At 61.6% G+C, this 15,088-nt stretch carries 19 protein-coding genes; 9 read left to right on the top strand and 10 right to left on the bottom strand.

All coding sequences use genetic code 11. The annotated features are described in order from the left end of the window. Window positions 1–16 precede the first annotated feature (16 nt). Window positions 17–703, bottom strand: coding sequence for a GntR family transcriptional regulator (locus RA302_RS17425; RefSeq protein WP_058039441.1), 687 nt, complete (start codon window positions 701–703; stop codon window positions 17–19). A 128-nt stretch (window positions 704–831) separates the two neighbouring features. Here RA302_RS17425 and RA302_RS17420 point away from each other — a divergent pair, with 128 nt between their 5' ends. Genes RA302_RS17420 through RA302_RS17410 form a run of 3 tightly spaced genes read left to right on the top strand, consistent with a single transcriptional unit; the run spans window position 832 to window position 3,750 of the window. Beyond that, window positions 832–1,752, top strand: coding sequence for a rhodanese-like domain-containing protein (locus RA302_RS17420; protein WP_083291514.1), 921 nt, complete (start codon window positions 832–834; stop codon window positions 1,750–1,752). Between the two features lie 43 nt (window positions 1,753–1,795). After that, a complete protein-coding gene (thiM, locus tag RA302_RS17415) occupies window positions 1,796–2,641 on the top strand; it encodes a hydroxyethylthiazole kinase (RefSeq protein WP_042445779.1) in 846 nt (281 codons plus the stop codon). Continuing rightward, window positions 2,641–3,750, top strand: a complete 1,110-nt coding sequence (locus tag RA302_RS17410) for an LLM class flavin-dependent oxidoreductase (protein ID WP_070160793.1) — start codon at window positions 2,641–2,643, stop codon at window positions 3,748–3,750. Before thiM ends, RA302_RS17410 begins: the two co-directional genes overlap by 1 nt. On the opposite strand, the gene RA302_RS17405 is transcribed toward RA302_RS17410, so the two are convergent. Both RA302_RS17405 and RA302_RS17400 read right to left on the bottom strand, forming a co-directional pair. Then, window positions 3,743–4,093, bottom strand: coding sequence for an inorganic pyrophosphatase (locus tag RA302_RS17405; protein ID WP_070160803.1), 351 nt, complete (start codon window positions 4,091–4,093; stop codon window positions 3,743–3,745). The genes RA302_RS17410 and RA302_RS17405 overlap by 8 nt on opposite strands. Window positions 4,094–4,095: 2 nt before the next feature. Then, complete coding sequence (locus RA302_RS17400; protein WP_252194467.1) at window positions 4,096–4,875, bottom strand: AraC family transcriptional regulator; 780 nt, start codon at window positions 4,873–4,875, stop codon at window positions 4,096–4,098. A gap of 56 nt (window positions 4,876–4,931) precedes the next feature. Here RA302_RS17400 and RA302_RS17395 point away from each other — a divergent pair, with 56 nt between their 5' ends. Then, window positions 4,932–5,324 (top strand): VOC family protein, encoded by a 393-nt coding sequence (locus RA302_RS17395; protein ID WP_042921874.1) that lies wholly within the window; start codon window positions 4,932–4,934, stop codon window positions 5,322–5,324. Window positions 5,325–5,396: 72 nt separating this feature from the next. Here RA302_RS17395 and RA302_RS17390 read toward each other — a convergent pair whose 3' ends face one another. From RA302_RS17390 to RA302_RS17370, 5 genes are all read right to left on the bottom strand, one after another. Beyond that, window positions 5,397–6,440: an alpha/beta hydrolase family protein gene (locus RA302_RS17390; RefSeq protein ID WP_172827113.1), complete on the bottom strand. Its 1,044-nt coding sequence runs from the start codon at window positions 6,438–6,440 to the stop codon at window positions 5,397–5,399. Between the two features lie 151 nt (window positions 6,441–6,591). Then, window positions 6,592–6,930 carry a DUF3349 domain-containing protein gene (locus RA302_RS17385; RefSeq protein WP_007735437.1) on the bottom strand — a complete coding sequence of 113 codons (339 nt, stop codon included), beginning with the start codon at window positions 6,928–6,930 and terminating at the stop codon, window positions 6,592–6,594. Window positions 6,931–6,941: 11 nt separating this feature from the next. Then, window positions 6,942–7,274, bottom strand: a complete 333-nt coding sequence (locus RA302_RS17380; protein ID WP_037129727.1) for a DUF3349 domain-containing protein — start codon at window positions 7,272–7,274, stop codon at window positions 6,942–6,944. A 28-nt stretch (window positions 7,275–7,302) separates the two neighbouring features. Next, window positions 7,303–7,584, bottom strand: coding sequence for a hypothetical protein (locus RA302_RS17375; protein WP_064113254.1), 282 nt, complete (start codon window positions 7,582–7,584; stop codon window positions 7,303–7,305). Window positions 7,585–7,598: 14 nt separating this feature from the next. Beyond that, entirely contained in the window at window positions 7,599–8,786 is a 1,188-nt protein-coding gene (locus tag RA302_RS17370; RefSeq protein WP_007735433.1) for an inorganic phosphate transporter, read from the bottom strand. A 187-nt stretch (window positions 8,787–8,973) separates the two neighbouring features. Between RA302_RS17370 and RA302_RS17365 the strand changes: the two genes are divergently transcribed. From RA302_RS17365 to RA302_RS17355, 3 genes are all read left to right on the top strand, one after another. Further along, entirely contained in the window at window positions 8,974–9,369 is a 396-nt protein-coding gene (locus RA302_RS17365) for a PPOX class F420-dependent oxidoreductase (protein ID WP_042445944.1), read from the top strand. 96 nt (window positions 9,370–9,465) lie between these two features. Beyond that, window positions 9,466–9,924: a DUF5994 family protein gene (locus tag RA302_RS17360; protein ID WP_042921868.1), complete on the top strand. Its 459-nt coding sequence runs from the start codon at window positions 9,466–9,468 to the stop codon at window positions 9,922–9,924. A gap of 320 nt (window positions 9,925–10,244) precedes the next feature. Continuing rightward, window positions 10,245–10,562, top strand: a complete 318-nt coding sequence (locus RA302_RS17355) for a hypothetical protein (RefSeq protein ID WP_228232664.1) — start codon at window positions 10,245–10,247, stop codon at window positions 10,560–10,562. A 42-nt stretch (window positions 10,563–10,604) separates the two neighbouring features. Here RA302_RS17355 and RA302_RS17350 read toward each other — a convergent pair whose 3' ends face one another. Beyond that, window positions 10,605–11,546 (bottom strand): alpha/beta hydrolase, encoded by a 942-nt coding sequence (locus RA302_RS17350; RefSeq protein WP_042445952.1) that lies wholly within the window; start codon window positions 11,544–11,546, stop codon window positions 10,605–10,607. A gap of 110 nt (window positions 11,547–11,656) precedes the next feature. On the opposite strand from RA302_RS17350, the gene RA302_RS17345 reads away from it, so the two are divergent. Together RA302_RS17345 and RA302_RS17340 are read left to right on the top strand one after the other, a co-directional pair. After that, complete coding sequence (locus tag RA302_RS17345; RefSeq protein ID WP_007735427.1) at window positions 11,657–12,622, top strand: YafY family protein; 966 nt, start codon at window positions 11,657–11,659, stop codon at window positions 12,620–12,622. A gap of 121 nt (window positions 12,623–12,743) precedes the next feature. Next, window positions 12,744–13,364 (top strand): YdeI/OmpD-associated family protein, encoded by a 621-nt coding sequence (locus RA302_RS17340; RefSeq protein WP_070160807.1) that lies wholly within the window; start codon window positions 12,744–12,746, stop codon window positions 13,362–13,364. A 143-nt stretch (window positions 13,365–13,507) separates the two neighbouring features. Here RA302_RS17340 and glnA read toward each other — a convergent pair whose 3' ends face one another. After that, window positions 13,508–14,944: a type I glutamate--ammonia ligase gene (gene glnA, locus RA302_RS17335; protein WP_003941609.1), complete on the bottom strand. Its 1,437-nt coding sequence runs from the start codon at window positions 14,942–14,944 to the stop codon at window positions 13,508–13,510. Window positions 14,945–15,088: the final 144 nt, after the last annotated feature.

The following is a 15,088-nucleotide window of genomic DNA, read 5'->3' as shown; positions in this document are numbered from 1 at the left end:
TCTGGGCTGTCTGAAGTCAGCGGCTGGCGAACATCCTTATTCGTTGGTCGCGGCTGCGCTCGAGATGGTTGCGCATGTGACCACGTGCGGACGATTCGTCCCGGGCGCGGATGGCGTTCAGGATCTCTTGATGCTCCGAATTGAGCAGGTCAGGTTCGCCGTAGTTCGACGGCGGGCCGCTGTCGTAGATTCGCAGTTGGGTGGTGAGGCGGATCAGCAATGAGGTGATCGTGGAATTGTGGGCGGCCTGCCAGAGGGCCTCGTGAAACTTGAAGTTTCCGGCACGAACCTCGGTGCCTTCTGTTGCAGTGCAGCAGAACTCGTGCAATCCGTCCAGGCGGGCAAGGTCGAGATCGCTGTGGCGGAGTGCGGCGGCGCCGGCGGCTTCCGATTCGAGGGCAACCCGCGCTGCGTAGATTTCGATGACGTCTTCGGGAGTGCCGGAGCGGACACGAAAACCGCGGGCGGCTCGTTCGAGTAGACCGTCGTGCGCGAGCCAGTTGAGTGCCTCGCGGATCGGGGTACGCGATGCGCCGTACGATTCGCACAATTGAGTCTCGTGCAGCGGAGCGCCCTGGGGGAACTTGCCGGCCAGGATGTCGGCTCGCAGGCGCAGGTACTGCCGCGAGGTCTGATCGGACCGGCCGAGCGCAGCCTCCGGCACCAGCAGATCGGTGGTGCTCGTATCGGCGTCGAGATCCATGTGTCCCCATTCCTGTGCATGCAAGTAGAGCGCGTTCGATTATGCCATCGACGACGAGTGAGTACTTGCGTATACGCTAGTACTCATTTAGGTTCGTGCTTGTTCGTTTCCGAGGGAGAGGGTCCGAAGTGGCTGGAGAGACCGCGTCGCCGCTGGTGAGTGCCGTTGAACTCGACGCGATGCTGCGTGAGGGAGGCGTCGCCGTGCTCGACGCGACGGTTCATTTTCCTCCCGCGCGATTTGACGGCGACTATCGCCCGGAGTCCGGGTACGACGGCTGGGTTTCCTCGCACATCCCGGGTTCCCGACACGTCGACCTCATGGACGTCTTTTCCGAAAGGGAAGCGGCGCTGCATTTCACACGCCCGTCAACGGAGCAGTTGATGTCCGATCTCCAATCCAGTGGTATCGAACCGGGTGCGACAATCGTGATCTACGACCAGGGTTCGACCACTTGGGCATCACGGCTCTGGTGGGTGTTTCGCAACGCCGGCATCGAAGCAAGGGTCCTCGACGGTGGCCTCGCCGAATGGACTCGATGCGGCTTCGCCCTCGCGAGCGGCGACGACGTCACCCACACGTCGGCGTCGAAGCGTTGGAGTGTGACGGACCTTGGCCTGTGGGTCGATCTACCTCGCGTTGCCTCACTGTCCTCAGGAGAAGAAGCCGGAACGCTGGTGTGCGCGCTGGCGCCTGAGCAGTACGAGGGAACGGAGAAGACGCGATATTCGCGACGCGGACATATTCCGTCAAGTGTGAATCTGTCCGCGAAGAGTCTCCTCGACACCGACTCCAGGATGCTTCCAGTCGAGGAAGTGTTGTCGAAATCGGCCGACGTTCTACCAACCGCCGCCGACCCTGTCGTGATCTATTGCGGCGGTGGAGTTTCGGCGTGCCTGACAGCACTCGCACTGATCCGCGGCGGCTATGAGGACGTCAAGGTCTACGACGGCTCGTTGGAGGAATGGACTGCAGATCCGACTTTGCCGATGGTTGTCGGCGGTGAGCCCGGCGGCGCGCTTGCGAATGTTCGATGTCCGCGGTCCTGAATCGCCGCAGTCCTCAATTACCTCCCGTCCTGAAGGAATTCTCATGTCTGACACTGTCTCTGTCGAAACCGTCGCGTCGGCGATCGACGCACTCCGCGATCAGGTACCGCTCGTCCAGTCGCTGACCAACATCGTTTCTGCGAACTTCTTGACCAATGTTCTGCTCGCCGCCGGCGCAAGCAACGCTCACATCGACAACGTTCACGAAGCCGGTGGGTTCGCTGCCGTCGCCGGGGGAGTGCTCGTCAACCTCGGGACGCCGGACGACGGGACAGCCGAAGCTTTCCTGATAGCAGCAGAAGCGGCCCGAACTGCCGGTACGCCATGGGTTTTGGATCCCGTCGGTGTCGGCGGACTACCCTGGCGGAGCGGTATCGCTGTGGATCTGCTGCGCTTTCACCCCAGCGCCATCCGCGGGAACGCATCGGAGATCATCGCTCTGGCCGGACTCGGCGGTGACACCCGCGGCGTCGACAGTGCCTCCGATTCCGCCGACGCGGTGCCCGCCGCTCTGTCACTCTTGAAGCATGCGGATGCCGTGTCGGCATCCGGACCGGTCGACTACATCGTCGGCCGCGATGCGGGCGGTGACACCCAGGGCATCCGAGTCTCCGGTGGCAGCGCGCTGTTGCCGCGCGTGACCAGTACCGGTTGCTCTCTGGGCGGTCTTGTCGCCGCCTACCTCGCCGTCACGTCGACCGCGCTGGACGGATTGGTTGCCGCGCATACGCATGTTGCCGTGGCATCGGAGATCGCCGAGGAAAATGCCTCGGGCCCCGGTTCTTTCGCGGTCGCATACCTCGACGCGCTCTACAGCGTGAATGCGGACACCATCCGTTCGCGTGCCCGAATCGAATCGTTCGACCTGCCGGCTGGAGTGCAGAACTGATGGGCATCAAGACATTCTGGTATCTCACCCAGGCAGACGGGGACTACCCGTGGAGCCCCGGTGGGCTGTTCCCCGTGGACGGGGCCAGGCAGATCGAGCTCGCGAAGACCATCGACGACGGCGGATTCGAAGGTGCGCTTGTTGCCACCTGGCCGAACGATCCGTTCATCTCGGCGACGTGGGCGGCAGCGCACACCACGCGCATGAAGTTCCTCGTCGCCGTCTACGCGAACATGACGCCGGCGCGACTGCTGGCGGAGAAGGCATTGACTTTCGACGCCTTCAGCGGCGGCCGACTGTTGATCAACTCGGTCAACGGACGCGAGAACATCCTGACCAAGTACGACATGAACGTGCCCCACGACGAGCGTTACGAGTTGGGGGAGCAGTACTGGGCGGACTTCCGCCGCATCTACGCCGAAGGCACGGAGTCGAACTTTCCCAACACACCACTGCGTATCGATGCGCCCGCTGGGCATCAGGTTCCGCTGTGGGGTACCGGTGATTCGCCTGCAGGCCTGGCGAATTCAGGCAAGGTGCTCGACACCTACTTGGCGATGCTGCGCGAGACTTCGTTCATCGAAGACAAATTCACTGCCGCACGGGCGGCGGCGGAGGCAGCCGGGCGCGAGTTCACCGACTTCGGTGCGCTCACCGGTGTGATCGTTCGCCCCACCAAGGCGCAGGCGCACGACCGGTTCCGTTCGTTGTTCGAGAAGACGGGCGTCGAGCAGATCGCTCATGTCTTGGACAACGCAGTGCGTCGTCGTACTCAGGGGAAGCAAGACCTCAAGACCTTCACCGCCCGCGACGCTCAGCGGCAGGGTTGGGCGGACAAGATTGCCTCCGGCCGACTTCCGGAACCGGAGGAGTTGTACGTCGGTGACGGGCTGTACGCGGGTATCACGGCGTGGTCACCCCTCGACATCTTCGGCACCGGGTCATCGGCCGTGTACTACGTCGGCGATCCGGATTCGATCACGGACTCGGTACGCACGCTTCGCAGCCGAACCGGTTTGACTGCACTGATCCTGGCAGGTTGGCCTCTGATCGAGGAAGCGAAGTGGGTTGCGGAGCATCTTGTTCCGCGATTCGACGAACTCAGCTGACGGCGCGCCGCAAGACAGTGGCACCGAGACCTAGAACGTCGCGGAGAAATGCTGTGGCAGTGTCGATTTCAGACGCAGTACATTCGAGAAGGATCTTGACTTCCACGTCCTTCTTGACGATGTCGGCAACAACGGCCACGGCGACAACACCGTTGCCGACGGCCGAGCCTCGGAACAGATCGATCCCGTCGCCGTCCGCGCTGACCGTGCCGTCGAGATAGCCGTATTCGAGCGGATAGATCGCATCGGGGTACCGCGGGTGTGCCGACCCGCGGGGCCGATCGATCACGACGGTCGACGTGGCAGCCAGGTGATCGAGGGCGGCGAACAGATCTTCGCTCATCGTTACCGGTGCTCGCGCAGTAGCTGAGTCGGTGTCAGACCTGCCAGTGCACGCGTATCGCGTGCGAGGTGGGCTTGGTCGGCGTAGCCGGCGCGACCGGCCAGCGACGACAGCGTGAGTTTTGCGCCGCGGCTGAGAGTCAACACGTCCTGCATTCGTTGCACCTTCTGAATCAGTTTGGGGGACAGCCCGACCGCTGACGTGATCGATCGTCTGAAATGACGTTCGGAAACACCGAGGTCTGCAGCAATCTCTCGTATCGGCGTGGAAGGGGAGGAGATGAGCGCGGAGTAACCACGCTCGATTCCGTGGTCGGGTTCCAGTCCGCGCCACAACTGGCCCAGTAGTTGTGCGTCGACTGCCTCGTGGCGCAGGGCGTCGGCAAGTACCCGCGCTTGTCTGGAAGTGAGGATGTCGTCGATGGCGATCTTCGAATCCTGCACCGCATCGGCAGCTGTGCCGAGCAGGCTCCGCAGAGCCGGTGGATTGATCCGGATGCCCCACATGGTTGTACCGGCGGCGACCGAAACCAGATCGGCACCGGTGGCAGGTCCGACGAGCCACGACTTTCCGGTGCTGTCGACGATGAAGTCTGCGCAGAGATCGGGAAGAATCCGCTTTGCTTCCGTGGGCGCATGGGGGTCGGTAGTGCTTTTCCACGTGCAACTGAAGAGGCCGGCCGAACCGGTGATCCAAGTCTCGACATAGGTGTGGCCGTTTTGTTCAAGACTCGACGCTACCGTCCGACTACCGTCAAGAGCGAGGGTGTCAGTGCCGGTCATCAGATCATCGTCACACACTCGCCGATCACTTCTCGACCCGAAACAGGAGAAATACCGTGTCCGTCTCTCCGAGACTCGATCTCGTCGGAATCGTCACCAACGATCTCGCGCGTTCCCTCGCGTTCTACCGAACCCTCGGGCTCGACATTCCGGAAACACCCGCTGACGCTCCACACGTGGAGTTCACTTTCGACAGTGGGCTTCGGCTGGCCTGGGACGCGCTGTCCACCATCACGAGCTTCGATCCGGACTTCGCTGTCGGGGAAGGTCGACACCCCGTCGCTTTGGCCTTCGATTTCGGGACACCCGCTGCAGTCGACGAGGCGTATCAGCGCATCACAGCCGACTTCCCCGGACACAAGGCGCCGTTCGATGCCGTGTGGGGGCAGCGTTACGCCGTTCTTCTCGATCCCGACGGCAATACCGTGGATCTCTTTGCCGCGCTCTGATGTCGAACGACGCAGGCCCCGACCGAATATCGGTCGAGGCCTGCGGTTGTCGGTGATCGAGTAGTTGTCAGTTCACCAAGCGTTGAGGGTGTCGAGGATCTGGCCTCGGGCCTTCCACAGTTCTGCACCCCAGTACGGCCACGAATGAGTGCCGTTGGCTGGGAAGCTGTACGTTGCCGGAATCCCCAGGGAGTTCATGCGCAGCTGGAATGCCCGTGAGTTCATCAGGGCCAGGGCTTCGAGGCCGATGGCGCTACCGGTATTCACGAAGTCGACGGGACGACGCGGTTGATCGAACTGCCCGGGTAGGCCGCTCGCAGCGGAGATGTACAGCGAGAGCCCAGCCAGTTCGGGTGCAAACACGAAGGGATCGTTGCGGAGCCAAGCGGGGTTCCACGGCGGTCCCCACATTGCATCGACATTGAAGGACCCGGCGCTGACCATGGCCACCCGGATCGCCTCACGCATGCCTGGAGCTGAGATGTTGAGGTATCCCGAGAGCGAACCGGCGAACTTGAACTGATCGCGGTGGTAGGCGGCTAGCGTCAGTGCCGCGCTGCCACCCATGGACAGTCCGAGCACGCCGTTGTTGGTTCGGGAGACGCCGCGCGATTCCAGATAGGCGGGAAGTTCCTGGGTGAGGAAGGTTTCCCATTTGTACGTGACCGGCTGGCGATTCAAATTGCTGTTCGCATACCAGTCGGAGTAAAAGCTGGACTGCCCGCCGACCGGCATGACCAGGGTGACGTTGTCGCCGCGATACTGCTCGAGAGCGTTGGTCTCGAAACTCCATGCGTTTCGGTCGTCGCGTGCTCGTAGGCCATCGAGAAGATAGAGCGCCGCGTTGCCGCCGCGCGAAGCCCACTGGATCTGAACCTTGATCGGTCCCATCGACGAGTCTACGAACACTTCCTCGTAGCCACCGGCCGGGGCGGTACGCGCGGGCGCTGCGGTCGCTACCGATCCGCTGATCAGGCCTGCGGTCAGGGGGAGTGCGAGTGCTGTCGCTGCGAGGCCCAGGATCCGACGCTTGATTCGTTTCGAAATACGGTTTCTCGAAAGATCCGGGTTCGAAATATCTGGGTTCTTCGCCAAATCTGTGTGAGCCTCGTGCATGTATCACTCCCGCCCCAAAGGTGCTTGCACACCGAAATCCGACCGAGCCCCCCGAGGCGCGGAATTCCTTATGACACTAAGTGGTCTGTATTGACCTCGACGGCACCGTTACCGGTTCGTTATCAAACTGGTCCGATTTACCGTAATGCCGTCAGGCGTCGTCGACCGGAGGTTGTGCCACGATTTGCCAACCTCCACGAATCAGGTGTTCACGTACCCGAGCGACGTCCGATTCGTGCGGAATATCGTCGGTGACCTTGGTGATGAGGACGCCGATGTCGATCGGATCGACCGAACCGGGAAAGTCGATCGGATCGACCGGAAGCGGAAAGCCGGCGACGAGATCGTCAGCAAGAACGGCGATCTCGTCGTCGGACAGTTGTCGCCGGAGCAGGGCCATCAAAGGGACGTAGTCCTGCTCCGGCACACCGTTCGGATACCCGGCACGCAGCCAGCCGAGTATCGAAGCCAGAAGTGGTGGAAGACTCAACGAATCGAGCTTCAGTGGTTGTCGAGATCAGCGAGGGGCCACCCGGCGGCAGCAAGGACGGAGGCAACGCGCGCGATGTCCTCGTCCGAGGGAGTCTGGCTCGTCAGATCGGCGATCTGAGCGCTGATCTCGTCGCTCGAGATCACCTGGTCGCTGTTGACGTCGCTCAGTTCTGCGAGTGCAGCGCCGATGGCAATGTCTCGAATTTGCGCGTCCGAGAGTTTGCGTCGTAGCAATGCGACCAGCGGAATGCGGTCCTTGGGCGGTATGCCTTCGGGGTAGCCGGCGCGAAGCCAGTCAAGAATGGATTGAGGAAGGGATGGAGTCGGTGCAGTCACGGTGATGTCTTTCCGCTCGTGAGGGCGCACGGGATCAGAAGATCTCGATGCCGAATGTGTGGCTGAGGAAGCCCTGCATGATGAAGAGGATTCCGGTGACGATCGCGATGAGCACGACCGCGAAGCACACCACTGCGCCTGCCACGGCCAACGGACTGCGAGCCACGACGGCAGTGCTCCCGCCGCCACTGCCACGTTGTCCGGCGTCGAGCGACTTCAGGCCGATTGCGAAGATCGCCGGTAGTCCGGCGCCCAGCAGGAGGCCGACCAGTACGACCTGCCAGAGCGAGTCGACGGTGTTTTTCAAGATATCCATGTCGATTCCCTCTTTCAGGCTTTGGCGTCGGTGGTGACGCGGGCGTCCGGACCGGGGACCTCTGCAGGCACCAGGCCGCCGTCCCACTCGGCGTTGACGTTGCTCGGATCGATGGGCTCCTTGCGGGAGCGCAGGTACATCCAGCCGGCCAACGCGATGAGCACGGCGAAGACGACCAGGACACCGGGCAGGCCGCCGACGATGTCGGCCAGTCCCCAGCACAGAGCGCCGACGATTGCAGCGGACGGAAGAGTGATCAACCAGGCGACCGCCATACGTCCGGCTACGCCCCAACGAACTTCGGCGCCCTTGCGTCCCAGACCGGTTCCCATGATGGAACCCGTCGCCACATGGGTGGTGGAGAGCGGAAGGCCGAGGTGGCTGGAGGTGAGAATGATTGCAGCAGAGGATGCTTCGGCTGCCATGCCTTGTGGTGCGGCAATCTCGACAAGTCCCTTGCCGAGAGTGCGGATGACTCGCCAACCGCCGAGGTAGGTTCCGGCAGCGATCGCGAGCGCACAGGTGAGCTTGACCCAGAACGGCATGTCCGCGTCGGCGGAAATGGTTCCGTGGGCGACCAGGGCGAGGAAGATGACGCCCATGGTCTTCTGAGCGTCGTTGGTGCCGTGTGCGAGGGAAACGAGTGAAGCCGAACCGATCTGGCCGAGTCGGAAACCTTTGTCCTTGGTTTCTTCTCCGACGTTGGAGGTGATGCGGTAGATGAGCCAGGTGCCGGCCGCGGCAACCAAGCCGGCCACGACGGGAGCGAGAACTGCGGGGATGACAACCTTGCTGAGGACGCCGCTCCAGGCGACACCGCTCATGCCGAGGGACGCGATGGCGGCGCCGATCAGGCCGCCGAACAGTGCGTGTGAGGAACTCGAGGGGATGCCGAGCAACCACGTTGCCAGGTTCCAGATGATGCCGCCGACAAGGCCGGCGAAGACGATGGTGAGCAGCGCTTGGCCACCCACATTTCCGAGGTTCACCACGCCCTTGGCCACGGTGGCAGCAACCTCTACCGAGAGGAAAGCTCCGACCAGGTTCAAGGAAGCAGACAGAGCGACTGCCACCTTGGGCTTGAGGGCGCCGGTTGCAATCGACGTGGCCATAGCGTTGCCAGTGTCATGAAAACCGTTGGTGAAGTCGAACCCCAGAGCGGTTACGACGACGACGAGGAGAACGATGAGTTCCGCATTCACGAGAAGTCATGTTCCAACACCTCCGGGCCTCAAATCGACCTCAGACGTGGTCGTTCCGCGACATTTCCACCACTCGGCACCTGTTGTTCACCTTCGTCCGGATAATTGTCCGTTTTGAAACTCCTGGGGTAGAGAAAATTCATTCGCGTGCATGGTCGTGGAGGTTGTGGAGGCATACGCTCGTTTCATGTCCCTGGGCGAAGAGAAGACGATCTCGGTCACCACATTCCGTAAGAGCGGTGACGGCGTAGCCACGCCGACGTGGGTCGTGCCTCTGCCTGACGGACGTATCGGCTTCTGGACTTCCTCGAAGTCGGGTAAGGCCAAGCGTCTGCGGAACAACCCACGCGTCACCGTGGTGCCGTGCAACAACCGCGGAAAGGTTGCCGACGGTGCGTCGCCGGTCACCGGGACCGCTCAGTTGGTGAGCGGTGGAGCTGAATTCGACGAGATCCGCAGCAAAGTCAAAGCGAAATACGGTGTGATGGTGCCTATTTCGAAATTCTTCAACACCCTTGGTCACATCGGTAATGGTCCGTTCCCGTACGGCGACACCGGCGTGATCATTTCCGTCGATGCGTAGTCGGGATTGCGTAGCGGAGTAGTCTGAAGGTATGGAACCCACGACCGGGCACCTCTGCCTGACGGTTCCACGAATCCTCCGTCAAGGAGCCTCGTCATGGCGCACATCAGCACTCTCGACTATGCAATGGAAGCGCCGCAGCGCCATGTCGGGCAACCTTTCCCGTCGCCGACGCGGACTCCGCGATTCCTGCTTCGTGGGCAAGGTGCCGTCAAGGCATCGGTTGACGGCGCGTGGTTCCCGTGGACCACGAACGTCACGGCGGAGCTTCACGATCTGATATCCGCACTTTCGCTGAGGTTGGGGCCGATCGCGCGGGTTGCGTTCGACTGGAACACGATCAGCAGCGCGCAGCGTCGTATCGACGAGGTCGACGGACTGGAAGTGCGGGGTCCGTACCCTGGCCAGCCCCACGATTTGATGTATCTCGACGATATCTATGGTCGTCAACTCGTTTTGATGATGATTCCGCCGTACACGGATCCGGACCGCGCGTACGAGGTCATGCGGCGGTTGGTGGATCCTGTCCGCAGCGAAACCTATCGGGTGCAGTGAGATCTTTCTGACGTGCGGGGGTCGAATCTCGCGATTCCTGAACATGCGTCCAGTTTGTCTGGTTTGATGGTTCTCGTAACCACGATCTCAGGCGCATTCCTTCAGGTCAGCGCTTGGGCGCGGCAGCTTGACTCCCTGCCGTGTCGTCGGTCCGGCATGTCCACCACCCTCCCACTGTGCGTGAGCGCCGGACCAGAGGAAGCCCCGCCCTCCCCACGGGGGTGGGGCTTCTACTCTGTTCGGGCTGAGCGGCGTTCGCATCGCCGAATCCGCCCGCTTGTTCGGCAGTTCGGGACGCCCTGGCCCGTAGCATCGCCACCGTGAACATTTCCCTACTCGGTGCGGCTGGGCTTCAGGACTGCGCCGACAGTGGAATGGACTGCATGGACGGATTCGAAGCATTCTTTCTTCTGTACGGCGGCGGATTCATTCTCGCCTTGATTTGGCTTTCCCTGTGTCTTGTCGGAACGGCCGATGTGGTTTCTGTGTCCGGGCGAGTCGGTGTGTGGCGCGCTGTCGCCTTCTCTGTCGGGATTTGGCTTGTGCCCATCGTCGGGTTGAGTGCATGGTTTGTTTACCGCCGCTCTCGCCAAATCTCGAAGACGGTCGGTCCGGATCAAGCCCCCTACTGGACTTGAATGAGACTGACATTTTCACTGAGACCGCACCTAGCCTTGAAACTATGTGGCATCCTGCCGTTCCAGCCAGTTCAAGATCGCTTGGTTGGTCTCTTCGGGTCTTTCTTGTTGGATCCAGTGACCGCAATCGAGATTGACTACTTCCACATTGGGCACGAACTCTGTCAGGTTCTCAGCTCTCGCGATCGCGTCACGGTCGCCGTAGATCATGAGTGTGGGCTGTTGGATGATCGGGTCCACCTCCGCCAGCAGATGCCAGTTGCGGTCAAGGTTCCTGTACCAGTTCACACTGCCCGTGAATCCTGTCGATTCGAAGGCGGAGACGAAAACGGCCAATTCTCTATCGCTCATCAGGGGCTCACCGAGTGGTGTCTCTGCTTTGGCGAGATCGATCAGCGCCATACCCGGCTGAGGTTCCCTGAGGGGTTCGTTCTTCCGGTACAGGTTGCGGAGGAACCGGAAGGTGTTGTCTTCGAACACCGCGTCCGCGACGCCCGGCTGTCGATTGAAATGGACGAAGTAGAAATCACCGCCAAGCACGGCTTCCATGAACTCAATCCACGGCTGCTCTCCGCGATCCTGGTAGGGCAGGCTCAGGTTGATCACTTTGTTTACCCGGTCCGGGTGCAACAGGGTAAGGCCCCACACGACAAAGGCACCCCAATCGTGACCGACAAAGGTGGCATCGTCGTAGCCGTAGTGATCGAGAAGTGCGATGAGATCACCCGCCAAATGTTCGATGTCATAGTCCGTCACTTCGGTCGGACGTGACGAATTGCCGTAGCCGCGTTGGTTCGGGACGATGACGTGGTAGCCCGCCTCGACAAGGGCGGGCACCTGGTATCGCCAGGAATAGGCGTGCTCTGGCCATCCGTGACACAACACGATGGGTTTCCCGGCATTGTGTCGCCCTGCTTCGAAGACTTCGAGTTCCACGCCGTTCACTGGGATGAGGACGGGCCTGGGGAAGTCGGATGGATTCACGGATGCTCCTTTGAGTCGAGTACCGATCTCGTGTCTGGATCGACCGGTTGCTCCGACGATAGGGAGCATCGTGGACACATAAAGTCCTAGATCGCTGGCAATCTGAAGAAATGCGGAACGATCCCACAGGCCGAGCACTGCAACTGCTCTCGCTCCTTCAGACTCATCGCTTCTGGCACTGTGCCGAACTTGCCGCACGACTCGATGTCACGCAGCGGACGGTGCGCCGCGACATCGATCGCCTACGCGACCTCGGCTATCCGGTCGATTCCACGTCCGGAAAATACGGGGGCTACCGACTTGCAACGGGGGCGCACGTGCCGCCCCTGATCCTCGACGATGACGAGTCCGTGGCGGTAGCCGTCGGACTGCGCTACGCCGCCGAGGCCGCCATCGGAGGCATCGAAGAAACGGCGCTGCGCGCGCTGACGAAGATCGAAACACTCCTGCCCCATCGACTACGCCGACGTGTGTCGGCACTGCATTCGAGCGTCAGTTCCATGCGGCGGGCAAATGACGACATCGTCGATCCCGAAGCACTCAGTGTGCTCGCTGCGGCATGTCGCGACCACGAGCACGTTCGTTTCGACTATCGGCGAGGTGATGGCGAGAGCAGCAGACGACTCGTCGAGTCGCACCGCCTTGTCACGGCGGGGCGTCGTTGGTATCTCGTAGCATGGGACCACCATCGTTCGGATTGGCGAACATTTCGACTGGACCGGCTCTCGGAGCCCTGGCTGGCAGGCAGTCATTTCACGCCACGCGAGATCCCGGGCGGTGACGCGGCAGGCTTCGTCGCGAGATCAGTTGGCTCGCCACCCCGTCACCACGATGCAAAACTCGCCATCGAAGCTACGTTCGCCGACCTCGAGGGCGTACTCAGATGGATTGACCACACACCGATCGAGGTGGCAGCGGACCGCTGCCTTGTCGAGATCCGCAGCGAAGATCTCGGCAGGCTCGCCATGACGGTTGCGCGCATTGCGCTCACCGCCCCAGTGGTCGTCATCGAACCAACCGAGCTTGCCGACACCGTCAGTCGGCTCGCCCTTCACCTCAGGGTCTCGCCACCATGACAGTCAGAAGAGGATTGCGCGACAAGACCATTCACGTCCAAGTTGCCGCGGGGACGTGTTCCCTGCGCAGGCCCCTCGTCTATCGAGACACGTATCCGATTCCCTCTAGGCTGGAGAGTAAGTGACCGATTCGAAATCATCGCCGCCGGCTTCCGTCCACCCTCAGACGTGGAAGTTCGACTACCCGATCATCCACGCCGAGACTCGCGAACAGTGGCGAACTTGGTTGACGGACAATCACACGTCAGGCCGCGGAGTGTGGTTGTGCTCCTGGCGCACCACCACCAGCCGACCACGCTGCCCCTACCCTCAGGCCGTTGAGGAAGCGATCTGCTTTGGGTGGATCGATTCCACCAACACCGTCTTCGACGAAGAGCGCAATTTGCAACTGTTCACACCGCGGAGACGCAAGAGTTCCTGGACCCGACTCAACCGCGAACGCGCAGCTGATATGGAGGCGCGTAGCCTCATGACCGCTGCTGGTCGTGGTGCCATTGCTGCCGCGAAATCCACTGGTTGGTGGACGATTCTCGACCAAGTCGAAGACCTCGAGGAACCATCTGACTTGCAGGCGGCGCTGGACCTGGACACGCAAGCGCGAAGCAACTGGGACAGTTTTCCGCCCAGCGCCCGCAAACAGATGCTGTGGTGGATCGTCAGTGCCGCTCGAGACGCAACACGGGCAGGTCGAATCGCCCATATCGTCAACAATGCGGCCATCGGTCAACGTGCCCGCGGCTGATCCGCGATTCGACCGCGTCCGGTATGAAGGCCGGTCATCATCTGTCCGAGGGGTTTCCCTCGGACGAAACAAGTCCACCCGCCCCGCAGAAGCGGGACGGGTGGACTCGGTACTCGCAGGTCTGACTTACGTCAGGATGCGGATCACACGTCGTAGTAGAGCTCGAACTCGTACGGGTGCGGACGCAGGTTGACCGGAGCGATTTCCTGCTCGCGCTTGAGCGAGATCCAGGTCTCGATCAGGTCGGTGGTGAAGACGCCACCCTCGGTCAGGTACTCGTGATCGGCCTCGAGGCGGTTGATGACCGTCTCGAGGCTGGTCGGAGCCTGCGGGATGTTGCGAGCCTCCTCCGGGGGAAGCTCGTAGAGGTCCTTGTCGACCGGAGCCATCGGCTCGATCTTGTTCTTGATGCCGTCCAGGCCGGCCATCATCTGTGCAGCGAAGTTGAGGTACGGGTTACCCGAGGAGTCGGGTGCGCGGAACTCGAGACGCTTTGCCTTCGGGTTGTTGCCCGTGATCGGGATACGGACAGCTGCCGAGCGGTTGCGCTGGCTGTACACGAGGTTGATGGGGGCTTCGTAGCCCGGCACCAGACGGTGGTACGAGTTGATCGTCGGGTTGGTGAAGGCCAACAGCGACGGAGCGTGGTGCAGGATGCCGCCGATGTAGTGGCGAGCCATGTCCGAGAGGCCCGCGTAGCCGGACTCGTCGTGGAAGAGGGGCTTGCCGTCCTTCCACAGGGACTGGTGGACGTGCATGCCCGAGCCGTTGTCACCGAAGAGCGGCTTCGGCATGAAGGTTGCGGACTTGCCGTGCTGCCAGCAGGTGTTCTTGACGATGTACTTGAACAGCTGCAGGTCGTCAGCAGCTGCGAGCAGCGTGTTGAACTTGTAGTTGATCTCCTGCTGTCCGCCGGTGCCGACCTCGTGGTGGCCGCGCTCGAGCTCGAAGCCTGCGTTGGTCAGGTTGGTGGAGATTTCGTCGCGCAGGTCCACGTAGTGGTCGTACGGAGCGACGGGGAAGTAGCCACCCTTGGCGCGAACCTTGTAACCGAGGTTGGGGGAGCCGTCGGCGTTGGTCTCTGCGCCGGTGTTCCAGGAACCGGAGATGGAATCCAATTCGTAGAAAGCGGAGTTCATGCCGGAGTCGTAGCGAACCGAGTCGAAGATGTAGAACTCGGCCTCGGCGCCGAAGAATGCGGTGTCCGCGATGCCGGTGCTGACCAAGTACTCCTCGGCCTTGCGGGCAACGTTGCGCGGGTCGCGGCTGTAGGACTCACGAGTGAACGGGTCGTGCACGAAGAAGTTGATGTTGAGGGTCTTCGCCTTGCGGAAGGGGTCGATCTGCGCCGTGGTGACGTCGGGAAGCAACATCATGTCGGACTCGTGGATCGACTGGAATCCGCGGACCGAAGATCCGTCGAATGCGAGGCCGTCCTCGAACACGTCCTGGTTGAAAGCAGACGCCGGGATCGAGAAGTGCTGCTGGACGCCGGGCAGGTCGCTGAACCGAATGTCGACGTACTCGATGTTCTCGTCCGCGATGTACTTGATGACCTCTTCGGCCGTGGTGAACGCCACGCTTGTGCTCCTTAAGTCGCTTCAGCCAAGTGATGTCGGTTGAATCCGTCGAGGCAGACGGTAGGGAGCTGGTGTTGCCCGCTCGTCAACCCTTTGTTTCGGCAGTGTTACGCGTCGCAGCATCCTGGGGATTTCCGAAGTCCA

Origin of the sequence: Rhodococcus sp. DN22 (assembly GCF_036669995.1) — a bacterium.
In the GTDB taxonomy this organism is placed as follows: Bacteria; Actinomycetota; Actinomycetes; order Mycobacteriales; family Mycobacteriaceae; genus Rhodococcus_F; species Rhodococcus_F erythropolis.
The sequence above is the reverse complement of the archived record's forward strand: the minus strand, read 5'-3'. Positions and strand labels throughout refer to the sequence as shown.